Source organism: Flectobacillus sp. BAB-3569, assembly GCF_002270355.1.
GTDB lineage: Bacteria > Bacteroidota > Bacteroidia > Cytophagales > Spirosomataceae > Flectobacillus > Flectobacillus roseus.
This window is the reverse complement of the sequence record NZ_NJFZ01000024.1, coordinates 52,268-76,844: the sequence shown is the minus strand read 5'-3', so window position 1 is coordinate 76,844 and position 24,577 is coordinate 52,268. Positions and strand designations below refer to the sequence as shown.

Below are 24,577 nucleotides of genomic sequence, written 5' to 3'. Positions count from 1 at the left end.
GTGAAGGCAATTACAAGGGAACCCTTTTCAACTTTTATTATTCCTTTTTATAGAGGCTTTTTTGCCATATTAGGCTATTGATATTTTCTCCAATTTCTTTTCCCTTTTGCAAGCCTGCATTGTTGTCCATCGGCGTATGAATACCTCCGTAAAAACGAGAGTTGGCAACTTCGTTGGCAACATCCCAAAGTGCATTAAATGTACGAGCTTTAAATTCTACATTTCGTAGTCCATCGGGTTTTCGACCTACGTGTGAGTCGTCAGTGATGGTGATAGAGTTGCCATACAAATTGCCTAAAACGGTAGCTGTTGCAGCCGCTTGAATAGCATGACCTGACGGAAAAGCAGGAAATGGTGGATCTGGCCAAAATGACTCCCAGAACTTATCGATATACTTTGGAATAAACGTATTAGGACGCTCAGTAAAAAACTCATATTTCCATTTCCAACAATTCACAAAAGCATCTGCAACCCCTATACCTACACGGGCATACGTTTCGGCACACTTAATGAGCGGAGGATTGATTTTCTTTATCACTAGCGTTGCGATATAATACGAGTGCCCAGGAGGAGTAAAAGTTTCGTCTGGATCATCTCCCCACCATACAGCAGCTTCCTTCTGTTGTTGGGTCAAGGCATTGCGCTGGCGATATACGGCTAAAAACTGTTGATAGTATTCCGATTGAGGCACTGAGTCAAAAGGAATGGGCTTGGGTGCCGCAATTTTATGATCTGCTACTAAAAAAGTGCGGTTTTTACCCCAATCTGGATGTAATGGCGAACGACTAAAAGATTGGCTATAGAGTGGAGGTTGCCATCCTCCTAGTTTTTGAGGATAAACTCTTTTTTTATCAAAATTTTTAAAATAACCTTCATTTCCTCCATCAGTTTTTGACCACTCGAATATCTTTTCTGCGACTTCACGACCGTAAGCAATAGAGCGTTTTGTGATTTCGGGGTCAGTGATATTAGCGGAGCGTGCTTCTAGGAAAGCATTTTCGAGTGAATCTATTTTTGTTTTATTGATATCAGAAGTTTGTTTGTAAAGCGCCTTGATGATAGATGCCTGTGAGGCATTGAGCGCAACAATCCAATCGTATTTTTGATTGGGCTGAGGCATAGGCAAGCTTTGTAGACTGTCCAACTGCCCTGCCATTGAGGCATACGTTTGGTCGCTATGCACCACAGATTCGTACATGGTAAGACCGATATAACCGAGACATCTGGAAGCATATGTTGGCGAGTTGCCAGGGGTATTTTTGGTAATATATAATGCCATATCCGACCAGCGAGTGGCATAGTCTTGCTCTGTAATTTTCTTTTGAAAAAACTGACAACTCATACAAAAGCCAACTAAAGCAACCGCTACTATCCCGTTGAGAATACCCAAGCTTTTCATTGAAGATTTCATATTTTATAAATTTATGTTGAAAGAGGAAAAGTCAAACGCTTTCTACTTAATAGTAAAACTCCAATATTGACTGATTAGTGCACAATATATGTATATTTTATATTGTTAAAATCATAAAGTGAAATAAATCATTGAATTAGTAATCTGGCATTTCTAAAGATATAAGACGATTTAACCAAATTAGGCAGTCATCACTGACTGCCTAAAGGATATTTGGATTAGGGATAGGATTAATTCGAATATCCTGGGTTTGTACCAACTTAGTATTACGTAATACCTCGTTACGACTCAACGCACGATAGTACATTTTGTCGTTCCAAGTACGCGTTTCGTTAGACGTATTATCCTCCACTGAATAGCTATAATTGTAACGATTTTTATCGTATTTATAGATAGCAGGTGCCGTCATACCCGGTTTAAGTTTAGCATCTACATGGATAGATTTTACGCCACGTCCTACCGTAGAAGCAGCAATCATCCAACGACGTGCATCATGATAACGATGCTCTTCATAAGACAACTCGATACGTCTTTCATTTCTCAAACGGTCACGCAAAGCAGTACCTTTGTCATTTACAGCAGGCATACCTGAGCGGAAACGAATTTTATTGATCCACTTTAAAGCTTCTGCTTCATCGCCAGTTTCGATACTTGCTTCAGCATAACTCAATGCCATTTCTGTATAACGAATAAAAGGCCAAGGAATCACCTGTGCAGAAGATTGGTTATCAGCCAATGCTGGGTTTGGATCGATAAACTTACGAGTGTAATAGTGTGTACGGCTACCATTCCAGTTTTCTACAGCAGACTCACGTGTATCGATACCATTCAAAACTCCTCCTTTTCCGTCATCATAATAACCTGTTTGAATTTGGTTAGCAGGGTCTAACGCTGCAACGTCAGCAGGACGAGGCTTCCAAGGTGCTCCATCATACAGTACCGAAGCATAGAAACGTGGGTCACGATTTTCGTAAGGTGCCGCCTTATGTGTAGCATTATTCCAGTCAAATTTGGTACCGTCCATCATTTCATAGTCATCAACTAATTGCTGGATTGGCGTATTACCTGCCCAGTTGTGATAACCGTTTGGTCCGTTGTTGATACCATAGTGAATACCTCCCAAAGGCCAGTTATCCTCTTGTGTATACAAGGCTGTATGCGTACGTTGGAATAATAACTCAGATGCAGCAGCTGGATCAGCCACAGCACTCTGACCACCCATTGCGATGGCATTATAGTTGTTTTTACCTTCTTCAACAGATACTGGTGCTGTCAAATTCAATTTATAACCCGTAGTAGCATCTAATACTGCCTTTGCAGCAGCTTTTGCCGCTTGCCAACGTGCAGCACGGTCGCCAGAAGGATATGCTAACAAATCAATATTTTGATATGAAGCTAACACTGGAGATTTTGCCTTTGCCGTAGGACCATCATGCAAATCACTCGCTGCATACAACAATACACGAGCTTTCAATGCCATCGCTGACAACTTAGTAGCACGACCTGGGGTAGACGGTTTGCCATCCAAAAGTTTGATAGCGTTGTCCAAATCACTCACGATAAACTTCACACACTCATCATACGAGCTTCTTGCTACAGTATAATCTTCGTTCAAACCGTAAGATTTACTAATCAAAGGTACACCGCCATAAAAACGGAGTAATTGTTGATAGTAATAAGCACGCAAGAAATATGACTCACCAATTAAGCGATCTTTTAGTGTAGCATTGGTAAAAGTAGCTGTTGGTAGATTTTCTAATGCTACGTTTGCCTCACGAATCGCAAGATACATTTTATCCCAACCGTAGGTATCACTCACCCAAGCAATGTTGTTTGGACTTTCAGTACCTTCAGTAAAAGTGTTGATGTTACGCCCAGCGTGCGTAAACATCGCTTCATCGGTGTAAGCCGCCAAAGCTTGCTCTTCGAAACCTCCATATCCTAAGAAAGAGTACACATTAAAAACAAAAGCCTCCGAAAGTGGTCCATCAGCCCATGTTGCAGCACTCGATATTTTATCTAAGGGTTTGGTATTCAAAAATTCTTGATCACAAGATAAAGTAAGCCCCATCAGAGCAGCGAATAAGCCTACTTTTATACTAAATTTCTTCATGTTAAATTACGTTTTTAGAAGGTTAGACTCAAACCTGCATTTATCACACGTGATTGTGGGTAGTACACACCACCTTGAGCAGTCGCCTCTGGGTCAAAGATTTTGTTTTTGTCAATTGTAAACAAATTCAAGGCATTGACATAAACTCTCAAATTTCCTAGTTTCAGCTTCTCAGTAATATTACTTGGAAAATTATAGCCTAATTCGATGTTCTTTAAACGAACATAGTCTTTACTAAACAGATAATAGGTATTGTTACCGTAGTTACCGCCAGTAAAGTAGGTATCTCCTCTACTTGCCAAACGTGGGTGTACGCTACTTGGGTTATCGATTGTCCATCTATTGTTGTACGAATATTTCAAGTAGTTACCGATATCACCTGACTCCGTTTGGATACGGATAGAAGCCCCCATAGCACCTTGGAAGAGCGCACTCACATCAAATCCTTTGTAACGAATATCAATAGTAGCACCAAAGTTGAATGTAGGTGTAGAATTTTGGTCTAATCTTACTTGGTCATCACCGTTGATTTTACCATCGCCATTTACATCTTTGAATTTCATGTCACCAGGAATCAATCTTGATGTTACTGCTGAGTAGTCCAATTTATTAGCATCGATTTCAGCTGTATTTTTGAACACACCATCAGATTCATATACCAAGTAGCCGTTTATTGGCTTACCTTCTTGCAATTGGTAGCTTGGAGCTCCAGGTACTTCGTCCATAAATACTACTTTGTTTTTAGCATAACCACCATTAACAGCCGCTCTAAAAGTTAAATCTTTTGACGCTTTGCCATTATAGCCTACGTTGAATTCAAAACCACGGTTTTCAACAATACCTGCGTTTACTGGAGGTAACAAAGAGTTGATACCTGAAGATGCTGGCGTTGAACCTGTTTTCTGAATCAAGATTTGATCTCTTCTGTTGTAGAAGTATTCAAATGTTAGGTTAATCTTGTTATTTAAGAATGACCCATCAAGACCAATGTTGTAGTTATTAGCACGTTCCCAAGTAAAGTTAGGGTTTGCTAAAACTGTCTCTGTCAAAGTAGTTACCACTTGGTTGTTGATAGGATATTGTCCAAAACCAAATGTCGACAAGTAAGCATATTCTTGCAATTGGTTATTGAAGAATACTTGGTCGTTACCCATTTGACCATAAGAAGCACGAAGTTTCAAATTGTCAACACCTTTAACTTTGAAGAAATCTTCGTTAGAAATATTCCAACCTACCAATACCCCTGGGAAGAAACCAAAACGATGAGCACCTGGGAATATATAAGAACCATCATAACGCCAGATGTACTCTAACAAATATCTCTCCTTGTAGTTGTATTGCACACGACCATAATAACCCAAACGAGCACGGTTATAAGCACTACCTCCTGTATTCTGTTGCAAAGAACCACCTGCAAACAACTGGTCAACAGCCGAAGAAATATAGTTACGTCTGTAAGCAAAGAAATTATCTCCATCGAAAGTCTCACGAGTTACACCAGCCAAGAAGCTCAAGTTATGATCTGCACCAAATTTCTTGTCATAGTTAATCATGGCAGTCAAGTTGGTATTCAAAACGTTGCTATATGATTGGTTCAAACGAGGATCTGTAAAGTTTGAACGAATCGCACCTACCAACAATGGCGTTACGCCATCTGATTGATAGGTTTGTTTGTCCCAATAGTACAACATCCATGGTGTTTGCCATGTCTTACTAGTTTGGCTGTTTTTGTCAATCGCACCCGACAATGTAACCTTCAAACCATCTACCCAAGGGTTAGTCAAAACTACCGAACCGTTAGATTGCACGTAGTCAGTTGGATTGTCCACATAACCTGTAGCATTAGTTGTAATCACATAAGGGTTTTGACCATTTTCAATATCTGGACCTGGTAAACCATTTGGCCAAACTTCTGGCTCAGTCGGACGACCACGCATCAACATACGGAAGATAGAACCCGCACTTTCGGTTGGATATCTACGTTGTTCACGACGCACCATGATACCCAAGTTTGCACTAATGTACTTGTTGATTTTGGCATCAAGGTTTGTTCTGAAATTGTATTGGTGGTAGTTAGTAGCTGAGTTTTTGTAATAGGCATCTTGTGAAACATAGCCCAAAGAAGCCATATAACGCATATTTTCAGAACCACCCGACAATTGTAAGTTATGACGGCTTTGTGGAGTCCAAGTTTTGAAGGCATCGCCAAACCAGTCAGTATTTGGATAACGCCAAGGGTCTGAACCATCAGCAAATTTCTTCACAGCGTCTGGGCTATAGTTGGCATTGATTGTACCTACTCCTGCAGTTGGAGACTTGTACGTACCAGTGTTTTGAATACTTTGCCATGCAGCTCCCCACTCTCCTGCTGGAATATTTTTATAAATCGGAAGCTCATTCATGATTTTAGCATACTCTGCAGCGCTTGACATTTGAGGAACTCTTGTTGGCTGAGCCCATCCAAGGTTCATATCATAAGTAATCGTTGGCTTACCAGTTTTACCTCTTTTGGTTGTTACCAAGATAGCACCGTTTGCTGCACGAGCACCATAAATCGCCGCCGAAGCATCTTTCAAAACCGAAATCGATTCGATGTCACGTGGGTTCAAACGACCCAAGCCACCGTCACGATCAGGAATACCATCAATTACCACAAGTGGACTACTGTTACCAAGGGTATTTGTACCACGAATCGAGATATTAGCACCATCGTTTCCTGGCTCACCACTTTGTTGGATAACCACCAAACCTGGCAAACGACCTGCCAATGAGTTCGAAAGATCCACTGCTGGTGACTTCAATATTTTCTCACCTTGTACAGCAACAACAGCACCTGTAACAGTTACTTTTTTCTGCGTACCGTAACCTACTACCACAACCTCCTCAAGAGATTTAACATCGGTAGCAAGGGCAACGTCTACAACAGAACGACTGTTCACAGATACTTCTTGGGAAATAAACCCAACTGAGGTAATAACTAAGATCGCAGATTTGCCAGCATTAACGGAGTACACACCATTGACATCGGAAGTAGTACCGACGCTAGTGCCCTTCACTAAAATGTTGACCCCGGGCAAACCTTGACCTTTGTCATCAGTGATTTTTCCTTTTACACTTTGGGCAAGTGTATTAGCAAAAACCATAAAAATGAACCCCAAAGTCAGAAAACAAATTCTCCGACTCTGATGCTTCCACTGAGTAGAATTAATCATAATTTTTTATGTTATGGAATTGTAATGGGATTGGAATAAATACACGTAGGTATTGAGGCAATGCTCAATCTTGAACACGCAGTCGTCCGAAATTTTCATAGTTATAATTACTTTAGATAGATATGGTCAAGCCATCATGCACAAGCTCGCCTGTAGTACGAAAGTGGGGTCTATGCACTCTCATACTTTTAACAAAGTAAGAAATAGTTGTACTTTTTATACCCATACAATTACTCACAAAATTGAGAATTATTTTATTTTTTTTGATTAAATGAGGAAATAAGGCTGTGCAAACATTTGCACAAAAAGAATAAAATTTATCACAAAACAACCAATCAGTCTGCATACTTATTGATTAGTGTTAATATAGTACGATAAAAGAGGAATATATCTGAAAAATGCAGTTAAAAAAAGTATATAATCAATCACAAGAAAACCCCATTTTATTTACAAAAACAATAAAATAGTGAAATTTTAAATATTTTTATAAACCATTACTCCACTACATTTTGAGGAAGCATTCATTTTTAGGGAAAATGGAAAATATGCGTAGCACAAGCTCTTTTTTGTTCTCATTATTATGCAATCTTTGAAGTATTTGTGAATCCGACATTTTCCTTATTTTTCTGAATATCTTCTTTAAAAAAGTCGAGAAAATTAGGTAGTTTTCAGTAGTTGTAACCCTTAAGAAACAAGTAGCGCGCCAATCCAAAGTGGCTCAATAACTTATTAATTAACAAAATCTAAATCAAGCAGACCCTTTACAATCGTCTATTTAACAAGCATGAAAATTTTTTCCTATACAACCTTCCTTTTCTTCTGTACAAGTATTCTCATGAGTTGTGCAGATACCTCTCAACCCACTTCAGAAGATTCGTCTCCCGAAGGACTTTTTACCTTACTGCCAGCTGAAAAAACTCATGTCGATTTCCAAAATGTAATAGACGAAGGTCTCAACACTAACGTGCTCATGTACGAGTACTTCTATAACGGTGGAGGTGTAGCTGTGGGTGATGTCAATGGAGATGGCTATGATGATTTATATTTTACAAGTAATATGAATGAAAACAAGCTCTATTTGAATAAAACTCAAATGGAGTTTCAAGATATTACCGCCCAAGCTGGTGTAGCTGGTCGCCAAGGTCCTTGGAAGACTGGCGTTACGATGGTGGATATTAATGGCGATGGCAAGCTTGACATTTATGTATGTCATTCGGGCAATCTTCGTCCAGAAAAGAAAGCCAACGAGCTTTTTATCAATCAAGGAAATGATGCTAACGGTATTCCAACATTTTCGGAGGAGGCGTCAAGATATGGCTTAGATAGTCCTGCATCGAGCACAAATGCCTATTTCTTTGATGCCGACAAAGATGGTGATCTCGACCTTTTTCTGTTAAATCATAATATCAAATCGCTTCCAGTACTCAACTTGTCCGATACTGCCGAGTTACTCAAGGTTGATGACTCAGTGAGTGGGTCAAGATTCTATACCAATGACAAGGGATTTTTCAGAGATATTACGGGTCAGGCGGGCATTCAAAGTTCGGCTCTTTCATACGGTCTAGGAGCAGGTATTGCCGACTTTAACCAAGATGGCTGGCCAGATATTTATGTAAGTAATGACTATGCAGTGCCTGATAGACTGTATCTCAATAATCAAAAAGGTGGATTTGCAGAGGTAAGTCTTGAGCAATTGGGACATACTTCTAATTTTTCGATGGGCAACGATGTAGCTGATATCAACAATGACTTATTGCCAGATATTTTTACATTAGATATGTTGCCAGAAGACAATCGTCGTCAAAAATTACTGATGGCGCCCGACAATTATTACAAGTTTGATTTGAGTGTACAATCGGGTTTTCATCATCAGTATATGCGCAATATGTTGCACCTCAACAACGGAAATGGCTCTTTTAGTGAAATAGGACAAGTATCAGGAGTTTCGAATACCGACTGGAGTTGGTCGGCGCTTTTTGCAGATTATGACAACGATGGCTGGAAAGACTTGTATGTAACCAATGGGTATTTGCACGACTATACCAATTTGGACTTTTTGAAATATATGGATGATTTCATTAAACAAAAACAAGGCGGTTTTCAGCGTGAGGATGTATTAGAATTGGTTAAAAAAATGCCTTCTTCCAATGTTAGCAATTATATGTTTCGCAACAAAGGTAATCTCCAATTCACCAATTTATCAGACAAATGGGGCTTAAGTCGTCCTTCGAATAGCAGTGGCGCAGCCTACAGCGACCTCGATAAAGATGGCGATTTGGATTTAGTGGTCAATAACATCAATCTTCCTGCCTTCATATACCAGAATGAAAGCAAGCAAAAGTCTGAGAATCACTACCTCAACATCCAGTTTAAAGGAAATGCACCGAACACGATGGGAATCGGCACAACGGTCAGGATATACGCTTCAGGCAATTCGCAACACCAAGAGCAAATGCCTACCCGTGGCTTTCAATCCAATGTGAGTTTTGAGTTGCACTTTGGATTAGGAAAATCACAAACAATTGACTCACTGAAAGTTACTTGGGCAAGTGGTAAAGTTCAAGTATTAAAAAATGTGAAAGCAGACCAAGCCTTAGTTTTGGAAGAAAAAAATGCGACAGATATTACCCCAAAACAATTGGAGGTTAAGACCTATTTTGTCGAAACTAACTCCCCTATTCAAAGCCTAGCAGCCACGATAGTTCAAAATGATTTCAAACGTCAGTCGCTACTCACACAAGCGATGTCATTTGTTGGACCAGTCATGATTAAAGCCGATGTGAATCAAGATGGACTGGAAGACGTATTTGTAGGTGGTTGTTTTGGCAAAGCCAGTGAGCTATTTATCCAAAATAAAGCCAATGGGTTCAGCAAGCAAAGTATTGCTACCAAAACCAATGCAGATATCAGCGATGCCATTTTCTTCGATGCCAATGGCGATGGAAAAGTTGACCTATATGTAGCGTATGGCGGGTATCGCAATTTTACCGAAAATGATCCATTGCTTCAAGATCAGCTATATGTCAACAATGGAAAAGGCGGATTTACCTTGAGTACCTCTGCCCTACCCAATATGCCAATCAGTACGGGTTGTGTACGAGTGGGCGATGTCAATCAAGACGGAAAACCTGATTTATTTGTAGGTGGAAGAGTAATTCCTGGCAGATATCCAGAAACACCACGAAGTTATATCCTTATCAACCAAGGTAATGGCACTTTCAAAGATCAAACCCCAGCAGAATTACAAAAAATTGGTATGGTGACAGACGCCGCGTTTGTGGATTTGAATCAAGATAAAAAGCAAGAATTGCTTGTTGTAGGCGAATGGATGCCCATTTCTGTATTTACCATTCAAGGTAGTAAAAGTGTAAATGAGACTGACAAATACTTTGATAAAAATTATCAAGGTTGGTGGAATAAAATCGTCGTTGAGGACTTCAACGGTGATGGTAAGCCAGAAATCTTAGTGGGAAATCAAGGTTTGAATAGTCAGTGTAAGGTTAGTTTTAAAGAACCTGCCGAACTGTATTTCAAAGATTTTGACCAAAATGGGACTGTCGACCCAATTTTGTGTACTTACGTTCAAGGGAAGTCATATCCTTACCTTACCCGCGACGAATTGCTAGAACAACTTACTATTAAGCGTAAAAAATTCACAAGCTATGATAGTTATGGAGATGCAACCTTGAAAGATATTTTTGATGAAAAAGAACTAGATGGTGCCGAAAAATTAACAGCTAATTATCTCAAGACAGGATATTTTACCTTAAATGCTCAAGGTAAATTTGAAGAAAAAGCGTTACCGATAGAAGCACAATTTGCACCAGTGTACAACCTGTTGGTATTAGACTACAACAAAGACGGTAAAAAAGATTTATTGCTTGCAGGTAATCAAAACATCACTAGACTAAAATTTGGTAAATCTGATGCCAATTATGGTTTACTCTTACAAGGCGATGGAAAAGGGAACTTTGTAAGCATTTCACAAAACAAGTCAGGTCTGAAAATCAAAGGCGACGTTCGGTCGGTACTACAACTAAATCAAACGATAGTTTTGGGTATCAATCAGCAAGCGCCAAAAGCTTATAAGATTCAGTAAGAACAACATGAGTCATCCCTAATTTAGTGATTGAATGAATGAGTGATTAATTTAAAATTTATATTCTAGTTGCAGAGACGCAATGCATTGCCTCTCAAGCAGAGTAAAATCCACAGGGTAACAACAAAAAAGCGGTCGGAAAATGTTTTCCGACCGCTTTTTTGTTGAAAACTTAGAGAACAAGCTCAACCTTAGAATTCCGAATGACTCATTTTTGAGAAAAAGTAAATTCAAAACTAATTTCTTAGTCCTTCACTTAAGTATTCAACCTAAATAATGAGCTGTGAATTTCGCAATGCTTTACATGCAAAACTCAGCATTCATACTTAATACAACACCCATGTATCTTTGGAGCCTCCGCCTTGTGAGGAGTTAACCACCAAGGAGCCTTTGCGCAATGCCACACGAGTCAATCCTCCTGGGATTACTTGTACGCCATTTCCGTAAAGGATATAAGGGCGTAAATCCACGTGACGACCTTCTGCATGATCATCGATCAAGCATGGTACGCGCGACAACGAAATAGTTGGTTGAGCGATATAGTTTCTTGGGTTTTCCTTGATACGTTTTTTAAACAATTCTTGTTCTTCCTTCGTAGATTTCGGACCAATCAACATACCATAGCCACCAGCTTCATTTGCTTCCTTAACTACCAATTTTTCAATATTTTCCAATACATATTTACAGTCATCATCCTCGCCACAAATGTAGGTTTCTACGTTTGGAATAATTGGCTCTTCGCCTAAGTAGTATTTAATAATACGAGGTACATAAGCATAAATTACCTTATCGTCGGCTACGCCTGTTCCTGGGGCATTGGCAAGCGCAACACGACCAGCTTTGTACACGTCCATCAAACCTGGGATACCAATCAAAGAATGAGGGTTAAAGGTTTGTGGATCTAAGAAGGTATCATCGATACGACGGTAAATCACATCAACAATTTGGAAACCTTTGGTTGTACGCATTTTTACATAACCATCATGCACCACTAGGTCACGGGTATCGACTAGCTCCACACCCATTTGTTGTGCCAAATATGAGTGCTCAAAATACGCAGAGTTATAAATACCTGGTGTAAGCACCACAATAGTCGGATTTGGGCGGTCGCTAATGTATTGTAACATTTGTAACAAGCGCGTTGGATAATCCGAAATAGGTTGCACTCGCGTTTTACCAAGTACTTCAGGGAAAGTACGCTTCAATAGCTCACGGTTTTCAAGCATATAACTTACTCCCGAAGGACAACGCAAGTTATCTTCCAAAACCATAAACTCACCATCATCGCCACGAATCAAATCGGTACCCGTGATATGAATCCAAATACCTTTTGGAGGTTTTAAGCCAATACATGGTTTCAAAAAGTTTTTCGAAGACTCGATTAACTCACGTGGAACCACGCCATCATTCAAGATTTTTTGGTCGTTATAAATATCGTCCAAAAACATGTTCAATGCTGTAATACGCTGTACTAAACCTTTTTCGGTTTTTGCCCAGTCGTCAGCAGCTACTACCCTTGGAATAATATCCACGGGCATGATACGCTCAGTACCTTCGTTTTCAGAATACACGTTAAAAGTAATGCCCAAGGCCATCAACGAACGCTCAGCCGCTTGATGACGACGAAGAAATTCCTCTACGCCCAATTGCTCGGCACGCTCTTTGAAGGCTTCATATCCTATTCGTACATTTCCTTCTGCATCGAACATTTCATCGTAAAATCCTTCTGTATTGTAATTGTTGAAGCTAAAGTTCATAGGCTATCTTTTAGTGTTTTGTTCAGAACGTAAAACCTAATTTATTAAAATTATATTTTGTTTCAAAATTGATTTACCAAACAATATTTTGAAAACAACAAATTTATAGTACTTTTTAAATGGGAGATTATAAATAAAAAAGAATCCCTTTTAAAAATAAGTATTTTTACTTACTATATTTTTTTGAGTATTTTGAACTGAATCTTTTTTCAATCTCAAAAAGCCTCTAATACAGCCTTTACCATTCCATCTAATGATTTATTATCAATCCATCGTACTACCATTACCAAGTCATGGTCTGGGTCGACATAAACCATGTTGGTGCCATTGCCCAAATGATAATACACGTTTGGCGAAGCACTCGGTAGCAATTTCTGATTTGTATTCAAAAACCAGTTCATATACCCATAAGTAGGCTCGGCTGTAGTTGGCGTTAAGGCTTGTTTAATCCAATTTTCCGAAATAAGTTGCTGCTCTTTCCAACGACCTTTTCTCAAACATAATAGCCCAAATCTAGCCATATCATAAGCATTGATAAACATACCCCCACCCCAATGTCCGCCTCCACTCACTGATTGAACAGGTTGTCCGTCCAATACGATCCAAGAATTACGATAACCCGTCCAACGCCATGTGTTAGAAGCGCCGATTGGATCCATAATCATAGTTTTGAGTACTTGAGGTAATGGTTTACGCCAAACGCTCGTAGCCGCAAGAGCCAAGGCATTTACTCGTACATCGTTATATTCATATACTACTCCCGGTGCATTGCGTGGTCGGGTAGTCCATTCGGCAGGATTAGTACTTGGTCTGTCAGCCCATTCGGGCTTGCCCCAAAGTGTTCCCTCCCAATCACTAGTTTGACGCAATAAATGATCCCAAGTGATTTTACGATTGTGTGGGGTATCAAATGGCTTGAGCAATTCAGGTTTACCATAATCCTCCGCTGGTCGAGCAACTGGACTTCCATAAACCTCAATCGCTGGCACATATTTATATACTGTATCATTGACCGAACCAATAAGCCCGTTGTCAACCGCTAAGCCGACCACAGTCGACAAAAAACTTTTGGTTACCGAATGTGTCATATCGCAACGCAACGGTTCACCCCATGTTGCCACAACATATCCCTTGTGAATAATGACACCAGTGGGCTCACCTCTTTCTGCGAAAGGTCCTATCCCAATACCATAGGGTTCTTTACCAAAGGTTTGGTAATGATTGACCTCCATGTTGCGAGGATTCTTGATTTCATGCGCCTTAGCAAACTCAATAGCAGCTTGGATTTTGTCAGATTTTAACCCAACACTTTCAGGAGATTTTATTTGCCACTCTTTCGCCTCGGGATAATAAACTGTCGGCGTTACAGTGGAGGATTTCTTCTGAGAAAAGCCTAAAAAAGTCTCACAAAGGCAGGTAAGTACAAGTACTATTTTTTTCATAAGGTTTTTAGTTGGGATGAAAAGGAGTTATTTCAAATAAGTAGCAACTCAATAGTCAAATTTACGTTACATCAATCGACAATTGTTCGATGCAACAGAAAAAATTCACTACTTCAGTCAAGAAGGATAATGGAACCGAAAATGTTTGGGTCGTGCTTTGCGGAATATTAAGAAAGTCTTGATAGTTTTGCAGGCATAAAAATAAAACAGATTAATTATGGCAACTTGGTATTTGGCCAAAATTCGTTACCAGAGAGAGGACGAGGCAGGCTCATTAAAAACCATCAACGAAGCGTATTTGATTGATGCAGTATCTTACACCGACGCAGAGGCTAGAGTTTTTGAGATTGTGGCCAGCAATACCCCCGAATTTCAAATTACAAATCTTACCAAAATGAAATTGAGTGAGGTGTTTTTTGAAGACAACAATGCCGAAACGTGGTTTAAAGCAAAAGTGCAGTATATTTCTTTTGATGAAAAATCTCAAAAGGAAAAGAAAACGGCTCATATGATGCTAATCAATGCCAATGACCCAGGCGAAGTATACACTTTACTAAAAAAGAATTTGGGCAACCTCAACGATTACCAGATTACCGATATTAACATTACAACCATCTTGGAAGTATGCCCTTACGAGCCAGAAAACGAAATGCTCAAAAAAGGCAATTTTCGTCCCGTAGCAGAGGTATTGGCAGAACAAGAAGCTAATTCTCAAGCATAATAAGGTAGGAGATTTTTAGAAAAGGGTACATACACAATCGCTGTTTTGTACCCTTTTTGTTATTTTTGAAAAGAAGTAAAACGCTTACAAGCACCCATGTGTGATTGAGTATTCCTTGCGCTTTTAAATTTTACGATATGAACAATCAAGATATTCTGGATATTCTCGAATTAACGGTCAAATTATTGGAACTACATGACGAGAATGAATTTAAAATAAAAAATCTCAGCTTTGCTGTTAGGGCATTAGACAAAGCTACCGAAGACTTTATCACTACTCCTGTAGCACAATTGGCGGCTATTCAAGGGGTTGGGAAAAGTACGGCTTCCAAAATCGAAGAAATTCGTACTACAGGACAACTTGCGGAGTTGAACGAACTATTAAATAAAACGCCAGAAGGAATTTTGGAGATGTTCAAAATCAAAGGAATTGGCCCTAAAAAAGTGCGCATGATTTGGCAAGAATTAGGTATTACTGACACTCGCGAATTATTGCTTGCTTGTGAGAATGGCGAAGTGGCCAAACTCAAAGGTTTTGGGGACAAAATTCAAGAGAGCATCAAGCAATCTATTCTTTACAACCAATCCAATTCTGGTAAATTAAGAATGGAAAAAGGGCAAGAAATCGCCGATTTTATCCTTGATATCCTTGAGCCAGTCTTTGAACATGTTCAGATTGTAGGGGATATTCGCCGTAAAAACGAAGTGGTTGAGTCTATTCAATTGGTAGTGGGGCACGATCAACCTTGGGAGGTACAACAATTGCTCAACGCTACTCCTACCCTACAACAAAACGAAAAAGATTCGTCACCATTTACTTGGCGTGGCAATATCGAAGGCAAATTGATTCCTATCGAAGTGATTATTTGTCCCGAGAAACAATTTATCAATCAAGGCTTTATATTTAGTGCTTCAGCAAAACACTTGGCCAAGCATCATATTTATCAGACCGTTCAAAATCAAACTTTTGATTCTGAGGAGGCTATTTATGCCAAAGTAGGCTTTCCATATATCATTCCTGAAATGCGAGAAGGAACATTTGAGTTTGATTGGATTCAAAAACACAGCAACGACCAACTCGTAACTTGGGACTCGCTCAAAGGTATTTTACACAATCACTCTACCTATTCAGATGGTAAAAATACTCTGGCTGAAATGGCCAATTATTGTCGTGAATTGGGCTTTGAATATCTTGGGATTGCCGACCACTCCAAAACAGCATCGTACGCACGAGGACTCAACGAAGTCCGTGTAGCAGAACAGCATGCCGAAATCGACCAGCTTAATGCACAATATGCGCTAGGCGACAAACCTTTTAAAATTCTGAAAGGGATAGAATCCGATATTCTGGGAGATGGCTCTTTGGATTATGATGAGGAGGTTTTAAAGAGCTTTGATTATATCGTGGCTTCGGTACATCAAAACCTGAAAATGACTGAAGAAAAAGCCATGTATCGTTTGATTAAAGCCATCGAAAATCCCTATACAACGATTTTGGGACACCCAACAGGACGATTACTATTATCAAGAGCAGGTTATCCTGTAGACCATTACAAACTAATTGATGCTTGTGCGGCCAATGGTGTGGTAATTGAAATCAATGCAAGCCCGTATCGTTTGGATTTGGATTGGCGATATATTCAATATGCTTTGGAGAAAAACGTCAAGTTGTCTATCAACCCAGATGCCCACGAAAAAGAAGGTTATTTTGATATGCACTTTGGTGTTGCCAACGCCCGTAAAGGTGGCCTAACAGCCGAAATGACTTTTAATGCTATGAGCCTATCTGAAATAGAAGAGTATTTGAACGGTAGAAAAAAGTAAATTCTCTTAAATTGAATGAGTGTTTTTAAAAAAATCTGTATTCTAGCAGTAGAGACGCAATGATTGCGTCTTAAGCCGAGTCATATCTAGCATGATATTATCAAAAAAAGCGTTCAGAAATTATTTTCCGAACGCTTTTTTTGATAATATATTTCGAATAATACCTAATCAGGTTCAAAGCATTGCGTCTCTACCATTAGAAATAATCACTCATTCACTCAATCACAACTCACTAAATTGCGCTTTTACGAATTCAAAAGATAAACACCTTTGCCATCTGCATGATAGCGACGGGCTAATGCAGGGATTCGTTTAAAAAGTTTAGGAACTAAATTCGCTTTGTCAATAATGACTTCTGGCGTATCTTTTTCAAAGTTTCTCAAGATACTTATCACGTTTTCGTAATTATCTAAGTTTTCTAATTCATATTTTGCCAAGTTCCAGTTGAGGTAAGGCGTAGCAGCGTAGTTGTCCAAATACTCCTCCATACCATTTCCCAAAACCAACACTTTTTTACTCTTAAAAGGAAAAGCGCTATTACGTTTGATTTTCAAATTATTCAGCTTTGCAAAAGATTCATCACTATCATTTGCACCTTGGAAATAGAAGAAAATCATAACAGAAAGACTTCCTAAAAAAAGCATTTCGGCCATCCATGTTTTTTGAAACTACTAAAAAAGTTGGTAGCAAAAAATGCCAATGCTGGTACAAAAATAATGAATTGCATAGGCGCCAAAAACGGCATTAGACCAATCGACAGAAAACCTGTTAGCCCCCAAAGCATCATCACTTGTTGACAACGTAACTGAAAATTGACAAAACCCGTGGCATTTACTAATCTCAAAAAGCCCAGAACCGCAAAGATAAACGGCAATAGCAATGTGGCTAAAAGAGTGCGAAAGTCGTTGAGGTTATACTGGCGAATTTGGAATACCGATGAGATAAATATTTGGAAAAAGTCATCATAAGTCCCATCCAAATAAAAGAAAAGTCCTGTCAAAAATAGCGGAAACAAGAAACCAAACATCGCCAATGAATGCTGACGAAGCGTAGCTCCACTAAAAAACAATAAAGAAGCAATTGCCCATAAAATAAATACACAAGCTGGAGGATAAAACAGCGTGGCAACCCCAATCAAAAAGCCTATTTCAAACACTTCGTCGGTAGCCTCCAGTCGATTTACCTGCTTAACGATTGTTCCGAAAGCCAGTAGCAAAAAGCTTGTTCCCATCAACACAGGAGACAGCGTGGTGCAGTCAATCGAGATATTCAAAAAGATGACATACATTAAACCAGGCAAATAAGTTCTTTTAGGAAAAATATCCCTATTGTTGATTACAACATTGAAATATATTACCTGAAAAGCAGCCACGAAAAGGGCCAAAAATTGATAGGCAAATTGAGAACGACCAACAATACTATCAATTCCAGCATAAACCATAGCAGAAAACGGAGCAGTGTTATCCCAAATATCTGAGTACATCACAAAACCTTTATTGATTTGCTCACCGACTAACATCCATTGCAATTCAGGGATCAGTTCAGGCGAACCGTTCAAGAATATATGAATACGTGATACGATTAGTAAAATCAATAAACTAAATATTTGGTAGAGGGCATTTACCCTGAAAAAACTTAACATAACTGTTACTTTAATTAAAAGGTATTTTTCACGAAATTACGGTTAATCAAATTAAATTCCCGAAATTTGCATTAATATTACAATAGCACACTTAGAAAATCGCTATGATAACCAGTGCTATTGGTTTATTTATTCATAGATGGCAATATATGCCAATTTGTAAAGACTAGCGGAAATGGATTCGAAAAGACAACAAAAATTTTCTCGTCAAATTCAAAAAGATTTGAGTGAGATTTTTCAAAAAGATATGCGTAGTGCTTTTGGTAATGCTTTCATCACGATCACCGATGTAAAAGTAACACCAGATTTGTCTATTGCTCGTATCTACTTGAGCTTCATGCTTGCCAACGATAAACAAGGTTTAATGCAGGAGATTCGCGAAAAAACTAAACAAATCAGAGGCGTTTTGGGACAGCGTATCCGTCACCAAGCTCGTATTATTCCTGATTTGGAGTTTTATTTGGACGATACAGCCGAATATGCTGCTAAAATGGATCGTTTAATTTCAAGCTTAGACATTCCACCTTTGAAAGAAGGAGAAGAAATTGAGGATTAATATTGGGATTGCACCAATATGAAGTGAAGAATTTGGGTTTGAAACGTAATCTCATTTACGTTTCATTTCCTTCACTTTTTTACTCAGACTTGCTTCTTTATTTGTTTATCTTATCTCCAAGAGCTCCCTATCATGAATTTGCCTTTCTTTGTTGCGAAACGATATTTCATTGCTCGAAAAAAGACTTCCTTTATTTCCCTTATTTCTTGGATTTCAATGCTCGGCGTTTGCGTCGGTACAATGGCTTTAGTGATTGTTTTATCGGTGTTTAATGGACTTGAGGCTTTCCAAAAAGGTCTTTTTCGAACTTTTGATGCAGAATTAAAAATAAGCGCTAAAAAAGGAAAAAACTTTCCATGTACTCCCGACTTTCTTGCCAAACTTCAAGCTGTCGATGGTGTAAGCACTATTACCCAAGTGATTCAAGAAAGTGCCCTCATTAGGTATAAAGAAGCCCAAATGGTGGTAACATTAAAAGGAGTTGATGACAATTTCCTCAAACAACAACGCCTCAAATCGAGCATTATTGATGGTGAATTAAAATTGGGCGGTCAAGGTATCTCTTATGCAGTGGTTGGCTCTGGGGTAGCTTTTACACTAGGAATTGATGTAGACGCTTTTTATCCGCTCGAAACGTGGTACCCACGTAATAATCATAGCAAAACCATTGATTTTAATTCGACAGATGCTTTCAATCGATTAAACTTATTACCCACAGGTATTTTTGCGATTGAACAAGAATATGATAATAATTTTGTGTTTGTTCCACTTAGTTTTGCTCAAGAACTATTCGAATATGACAACAAACGTACTTCGTTAGAAATACAGGTGAAAGACCCTAAACAAATTCCTCAAATACAAAATGAAATTCAAGATTTACTAGGAGAAAATTTTGTTGTACAAAACCAAGACGAGCAACATGCTAGCCTGTTACGTGCTATCAAAATCGAAAAACTTTTTGTATTTCTTACACTTTCATTTATCATTGGCATAGCAAGTTTTAATATCTTTTTCTCGCTTTCTATGTTAGCTATTGAGAAAAACCAGATGTCAAAACGCTTCGTGCTATGGGCGCATCGAGAAGTATAATCAAACGAATTTTCTTATATGAAGGCGCAATTGTAGCGTTTAGTGGTGCTTTAGTAGGTCTGATTTTAGGCTTTACCATTTGTTGGCTTCAGAAAGTATACGGTTTTGTTTCAATGGGAATCGTAGGTTCTTTAGTAGATGCTTACCCTGTAGAAATGCGCTTCAATGACTTCTTTTTTACGGCCATTGTCGTAATTATAATGACCCTTGCCGCTTCGTACTTCCCTGCCAAACGTGCGGTGAAGTTTTAAAATTCTTATTGAATGACATGAACTACTTTTTGTAAAGCATAAGTCATTCAGAATTTTAAAATAAGAGTTCTTCTCCAATTTTTTATCAAAAAAGCGGTCGGAAAACAGTTTCCGACCGCTTTTTTGATACTAGATAAGACTCGGCTTTAGACGCAATCATTGCGTCTCTACAGCTAAAATATAGACTTTAAAATAATCACTAACTCAATCAACACTCATTCATTGAAAACTATATTTCTCTAATCAAGGCCAATAATTCATCTGCAGATAGCTTTCCACTTCCTTCTGTACCTTCTAGCAGGCTGTCAGCCAAATCTCTTTTCGTTTCGTGAAGTTTCAATATTTTGGATTCAACGGTATCTGCTGTAACCAACCTATATACGGTTACTGGGCGTTGCTGACCAATACGGTGCGCACGGTCGGTCGCTTGGTCTTCTACGGCAGGATTCCACCACGGGTCAAGGTGAATCACATAATCAGCCGCAGTCAAATTTAGCCCTACTCCACCAGCTTTTAAACTAATCAAAAATACATCACCAGTTCCTTTCTGGAAAGCATCTATGCTCTCTTGTCGTTTGTTAGCAGGCGTACTACCATCTAAGTATTGATAGGCAATACCATTTTCAGTAAGATATTGTTTGATAATTTCTAGGTGTTTTACAAACTGACTAAAGACTAATGCTCTGTGATTATTTTCACGAAGCTCTTCAAGTATTTCAACAAAAGCTTCAAGCTTCGAACTACCTATTGGAACTTCTTCATTGACTAATTTTGGATTACAACACGCCAATCTGAGCTTTGTTAATTCGGCAAGAATCTTAAATCGTTTGTCCTGACCTTCTTCTTCGCTGGTTAATCTTTCAAGGGCTGACTGTCTTAAAGACTCATAAAACGAGCGTTCCTCAACAGACATTTCTATATTCAGTACGATTTCTGTTTTGGCTGGAAGATCGTCCAATACCTGGTTTTTACGTCGTCTAAGAATGAAAGGTTTTACGAATTTCTGTAAAGCCTTTTGGGCATCTTTATCTTGGTATCTTTCAATTGGATTTGAGAATTTCTCTTGGAAAGTATCATGACTTCCCAACAGGCTTGGATTTAGGAATCTAAACAAATTCCAGAGTTCGCCTAGGTGGTTTTCGACAGGAGTACCTGTTGTTGCAATCTTAAAATCGCCATCCAATGCCATGACAACCTTCGAGCGCTTGGTAGCTTTGTTTTTAATAGCCTGAGCTTCGTCGAGCAAAATAGTAGCAAATTTCTTTTTTGTAAAAAGCTTTTCCTCACTCTGTAGCAAACCATAGCTTGCAATTACAATGTCGAAAGCGCCCGCACTTTCTAACATTTCTGCTCTGTTACTTGCCGTTGCGAAGGTCAGTACATTGAGCGTTGGTGCAAACTTTAGGGCTTCAGACTCCCAATTTCTACATACACTCACGGGCGCTATTACAAGTGCTGGGCCAAGTTCGGCACGCTTGAGTAACAATGCCAAAGATTGTACCGTTTTACCCAAACCCATATCATCGGCCAAACACGCACCTACTCCCCATTCAGACAAGCGAGCCAACCACTGATAACCCTCTAATTGATAAGGCCTTAATTGAGCGTCAAAAGTTTTGGGCACTTCGTATGTTGTATCACGAATGTTCTTGATACGCTTCAAATTTTCAAGCCAAGCTTTATCGGCTTTGAAACTATCTAAGTCATTCGATATATCTTCGACCGTTTCCGACAATAGCATATTACCTCGCATTTTATTGTCCAATACACGGTTCATCAACTGTAATTGTTTACGAAGCTTTTCGGTGATAGCAATAAATTGTCCTTCTGATAATTCTATAAAATTGGCATTCGTATCGAGTTTTTCCAAAATATCACGAAGCGACAACACCAACTTATCATCTAATTTTGCCTCGCCAGATACCTCAAACCAATCGGTTTGGCTTTTGACTTTAAGCGATAAATTTTGGGTATTGATTTCGCCTAAATAATTTATTTTCTGACCTTTCGGCCATTCTATGACTAATTTACCTTGTTTGAAAGGTACAGCCATTTCTTGCAAGATAGTCAAACAATCATTGGGCGAATCAACTGTCCATTGGTTATTCCCACTTTCAAACATTCCCAAGGTTGGGCATTGCTCTAATATGGCCTCATAATTTTTACGTTCCTTCTTGAGATTTCGTTTGAGTTGTACTCTAACATCATCCACCGTTGAAACGAGGGTTTCGGAACCTTTGCCTACAGGCAAAAACATCGCTTTTTTACTAAAAGGTTTAATAAAAAACTCAATCAAAAAACCTTCATTTTTAGGATTAATCAAGGCATAAATTCTATCATCTGCCTCCAAAAGAGGTAATGACTCAAACTGCTCTTCTAAATCACTTTGAATGATCACTTTTTTAGAAATCAACTCCAAAGACTTCAGTAGCTCATTTTTAGCTTCTAAAGGTACTTCCAAAGTATTATTTCCAAAAGCATTCTTAATGGCCACATGCGCAGGTGTGATTTCGACAAGTTTATAATGATTAGGCGTTTGCTTAATGAGTTTTACTCCAGAACTCTCTATTTTTTCGTCAAATTTTACCAATAGCTTTGATTTAGTACTCTTTACTTGTAGTATTACCTCGCCTTTGGATAGCGTAAAAGGAATCATCTCAGTACCTTTTTGTAGATACAAATGAGGGTGTTCACAAAGTAATTTGTAGGCTTCTGAGGAATTAATTAGGTATTGGTTAGAGTTATATCCCCAGTCATTATAGCTAGTTTGGAGTTGAAGGCTCTTTTGAACAACCAACCTATCTTGTTCAGTCAAATAATCTAACTCATCATTGTACAATCTTTTGAGCGCCACTCTTCTTCCTGACGACCAAGTGCCATTTTTTTGTAGTTTTTGTTCGATTGGCCAAACTTCATCCATTTGTAAATCTACTCCCCATGCCAAACGCACATTTGATTTTTCTTTAGTATTGACTCCCTTATTCATTGAGTCGGCTGCTTTTTGCAGCATCAACAATGCCCTTTGCCAGTCCGCCTGCTCTTCTAAAAGATTCCCCAAAATCGCTACACCAGTTTGTGCTTGTAGGGCAGCTAATCGATTTTCATTAGTTTGAGTATGTTTTTCTTGCTCTCTTTTTGCTATGGCATTGAGTATTTCGGTCTCTAAAAGGACATAATTATTGGATTCAGCATATGGCAATGCTGTAGTCAAACTAAAGGGCAAGCTAGCATTTTTAAAGAGAGCATTAATAATACTTAAACCAAAATAGCTAAAAATAGTTGGTGCGAGTGTGTTGGGACGTTTTACCTTAGAGGACTGAATATAATAATTGTAGAAGTACACAATTAATTCAAATACAATGGTATGAAGGTCACTTTTCTGGTGAAAGGTATAATAATCTTCGTAAAAAGTAATAAACTTAGATTTATCGACTTTTGCCAGTGCCAGCGCATACCCTAGCATTGAAAAGGTGGTAGAATATCCTTTCTTTTTATTGTTTTCTTTTCTCCATAATTTAGTTGACCTATCATATAGTTCAATCGCAAGGTCATATTGTCCTTTTACTACTTCATAAAAAGCATGGAGTGCTACAGCATCGGAGTATTCCTTATTTTCTTCAATAATTACTTCGAGCTCTTGCCATTCAGCTCTCATAAAATGATAAAAACCTTTCGACAAATCTATTGAGGGACTATCAATATTAAGGTCATTCAAACATTTAATAAACTGGCTTAAATCTTTTCCTACATTTAGGTAATACAAAAGAGCGAATTCGATATATTCGATTTTTTGACCAGCAACATAGCCCCCGAGTAAATTGGTAATATCCAATCCTGACTTAATTGCTTTGGTAAATAAGTTCATTCGGTGGTAGTCGGAATAAACTTCTTTAGAGCTCTTACTGTCAAACTCACTAAAATCACCTGTATAAATGGCAACTCTAAAGTCCTCTAGTTGGGTGAGATAAAGTCTATTATCCGCCATAAACTTTTTATTGGCCTTTGTTAACTCTTGGATACTTTTCAGAAAGGGGTTTTTGATGAGCTCTTCAAAAATAAAGGTAGAAATCTCGTCTGAAAGAACTATTTCTCCGCCAAAATAGTTAGTTAAAAATCCCAATTTTTTCAGGTTATCAATACTTCCTTTAACTTTTTTTTGTGATAAATTATATCTTCTTTCATCTTTTATTTGATACAATTCAAGCAATTTATATACGACCCCAACAGATAAAGGACTATTGAAGTAAGAAAAAAACATCAGGATTTTTTGTTCTGCCTGCTCTAAATTCTGATATTTCAATTTTAATTTCTCTACTCTATTACTGCTCATCTTGGTTACTCTATTGATTTTTGATATTATTAAAGTTTAAATTTAGATGATTATTGAATAATTCTAGCAATAGATATTCAATCTTTCAATCTGTTTTGCTTTCTAAACGGTTAGCATTTATTGAAAATATT

Annotated in this window: 14 protein-coding genes; 6 read left to right on the top strand and 8 right to left on the bottom strand. The window is 38.5% G+C overall.

The window, feature by feature from the left end; all coding sequences use genetic code 11:
- Nucleotides 1-37: 37 nt before the first annotated feature.
- The 3 genes from BWI92_RS21205 to BWI92_RS21195 all read right to left on the bottom strand — a co-directional run bounded on the left by BWI92_RS21205 (nucleotide 38) and on the right by BWI92_RS21195 (nucleotide 6,736).
- Complete coding sequence (locus tag BWI92_RS21205; protein ID WP_095166558.1) at nucleotides 38-1,411, bottom strand: vanadium-dependent haloperoxidase; 1,374 nt, start codon at nucleotides 1,409-1,411, stop codon at nucleotides 38-40.
- 202 nt (nucleotides 1,412-1,613) lie between these two features.
- Nucleotides 1,614-3,524 (bottom strand): RagB/SusD family nutrient uptake outer membrane protein, encoded by a 1,911-nt coding sequence (locus BWI92_RS21200; protein ID WP_095166556.1) that lies wholly within the window; start codon nucleotides 3,522-3,524, stop codon nucleotides 1,614-1,616.
- Nucleotides 3,525-3,538: 14 nt separating this feature from the next.
- Complete coding sequence (locus BWI92_RS21195; RefSeq protein WP_095166554.1) at nucleotides 3,539-6,736, bottom strand: TonB-dependent receptor; 3,198 nt, start codon at nucleotides 6,734-6,736, stop codon at nucleotides 3,539-3,541.
- Between the two features lie 784 nt (nucleotides 6,737-7,520).
- On the opposite strand from BWI92_RS21195, the gene BWI92_RS21185 reads away from it, so the two are divergent.
- The gene (locus BWI92_RS21185; RefSeq protein WP_176464496.1) at nucleotides 7,521-10,835 is read left to right on the top strand and encodes a VCBS repeat-containing protein; all 3,315 of its coding nucleotides are present in this window, start codon (nucleotides 7,521-7,523) and stop codon (nucleotides 10,833-10,835) included.
- A 326-nt stretch (nucleotides 10,836-11,161) separates the two neighbouring features.
- Here the strand turns inward: BWI92_RS21185 and BWI92_RS21180 are convergent, their stop codons facing one another.
- Nucleotides 11,162-12,592 (bottom strand): circularly permuted type 2 ATP-grasp protein, encoded by a 1,431-nt coding sequence (locus BWI92_RS21180; protein ID WP_095166547.1) that lies wholly within the window; start codon nucleotides 12,590-12,592, stop codon nucleotides 11,162-11,164.
- 215 nt (nucleotides 12,593-12,807) lie between these two features.
- Nucleotides 12,808-14,034, bottom strand: coding sequence for a serine hydrolase (locus BWI92_RS21175; protein ID WP_095166545.1), 1,227 nt, complete (start codon nucleotides 14,032-14,034; stop codon nucleotides 12,808-12,810).
- A 217-nt stretch (nucleotides 14,035-14,251) separates the two neighbouring features.
- Here BWI92_RS21175 and BWI92_RS21170 point away from each other — a divergent pair, with 217 nt between their 5' ends.
- Nucleotides 14,252-14,755, top strand: coding sequence for a DUF4494 domain-containing protein (locus tag BWI92_RS21170; RefSeq protein ID WP_095166543.1), 504 nt, complete (start codon nucleotides 14,252-14,254; stop codon nucleotides 14,753-14,755).
- A gap of 137 nt (nucleotides 14,756-14,892) precedes the next feature.
- The gene (locus BWI92_RS21165) at nucleotides 14,893-16,578 is read left to right on the top strand and encodes a DNA polymerase/3'-5' exonuclease PolX (RefSeq protein WP_095166613.1); all 1,686 of its coding nucleotides are present in this window, start codon (nucleotides 14,893-14,895) and stop codon (nucleotides 16,576-16,578) included.
- A 245-nt stretch (nucleotides 16,579-16,823) separates the two neighbouring features.
- Here the strand turns inward: BWI92_RS21165 and BWI92_RS28765 are convergent, their stop codons facing one another.
- The gene (locus BWI92_RS28765; protein ID WP_310588943.1) at nucleotides 16,824-17,222 is read right to left on the bottom strand and encodes a hypothetical protein; all 399 of its coding nucleotides are present in this window, start codon (nucleotides 17,220-17,222) and stop codon (nucleotides 16,824-16,826) included.
- On the bottom strand, nucleotides 17,210-18,172 hold the full coding sequence (locus BWI92_RS21160; RefSeq protein ID WP_310588942.1) for a DUF6427 family protein: 963 nt from the start codon (nucleotides 18,170-18,172) through the stop codon (nucleotides 17,210-17,212). The genes BWI92_RS28765 and BWI92_RS21160 overlap by 13 nt, the downstream gene beginning before the upstream one ends.
- 223 nt (nucleotides 18,173-18,395) lie before the next feature.
- Here BWI92_RS21160 and rbfA point away from each other — a divergent pair, with 223 nt between their 5' ends.
- The 3 genes from rbfA (at nucleotide 18,396) to BWI92_RS28760 (ending at nucleotide 20,116) form a co-directional block, all read left to right on the top strand.
- Entirely contained in the window at nucleotides 18,396-18,776 is a 381-nt protein-coding gene (gene rbfA / locus BWI92_RS21155; RefSeq protein ID WP_095166541.1) for a 30S ribosome-binding factor RbfA, read from the top strand.
- Nucleotides 18,777-18,908: 132 nt separating this feature from the next.
- Nucleotides 18,909-19,865 carry an ABC transporter permease gene (locus BWI92_RS21150; RefSeq protein WP_310588941.1) on the top strand — a complete coding sequence of 319 codons (957 nt, stop codon included), beginning with the start codon at nucleotides 18,909-18,911 and terminating at the stop codon, nucleotides 19,863-19,865.
- The gene (locus BWI92_RS28760) at nucleotides 19,844-20,116 is read left to right on the top strand and encodes an FtsX-like permease family protein (protein ID WP_310588940.1); all 273 of its coding nucleotides are present in this window, start codon (nucleotides 19,844-19,846) and stop codon (nucleotides 20,114-20,116) included. Before BWI92_RS21150 ends, BWI92_RS28760 begins: the two co-directional genes overlap by 22 nt.
- 229 nt (nucleotides 20,117-20,345) lie before the next feature.
- Here BWI92_RS28760 and BWI92_RS21145 read toward each other — a convergent pair whose 3' ends face one another.
- A complete protein-coding gene (locus BWI92_RS21145) occupies nucleotides 20,346-24,446 on the bottom strand; it encodes a DEAD/DEAH box helicase (RefSeq protein WP_095166539.1) in 4,101 nt (1,366 codons plus the stop codon).
- Between the last annotated feature and the right edge of the window lie 131 nt (nucleotides 24,447-24,577).